Source organism: Paracoccus sp. S4493 (assembly GCF_000967735.1).
Lineage (GTDB): Bacteria > Pseudomonadota > Alphaproteobacteria > Rhodobacterales > Rhodobacteraceae > Paracoccus > Paracoccus marcusii.
The window spans coordinates 1-238 of the sequence record NZ_JXYF01000361.1 but is presented as its reverse complement, the minus strand read 5'-3'; the positions used below and the strand labels follow the sequence as shown (position 1 = coordinate 238).

Genomic DNA, 238 nt, shown 5'->3' with positions numbered 1-238 from the left:
CGCCGCCCAGATGGGCGCTGGACGGGCTGGGCCGGACATAGGCGCGCGGGTTGCGCGACAGAAGCTCCATCCGCGTCTTGTCCCCCAGGATCGAACCGCCCGACCGGGTCGAGGACGGATCGACCGCCAGCACCGCGACGCGCAGCCCCTGTTCGGTCAGCATCGTGCCGAACGCCTCGATGAAGGTCGACTTGCCCACCCCCGGCGTGCCTGACAGGCCGATCCGCAGGGCCGTGCT

General features: G+C 71.4%; 1 pseudogene. It reads right to left on the bottom strand.

Annotation, left to right across the window (positions count from 1 at the left end):
• A pseudogene (locus TW83_RS17735) lies at positions 1-238 on the bottom strand (ATP/GTP-binding protein); the annotation flags it as partial.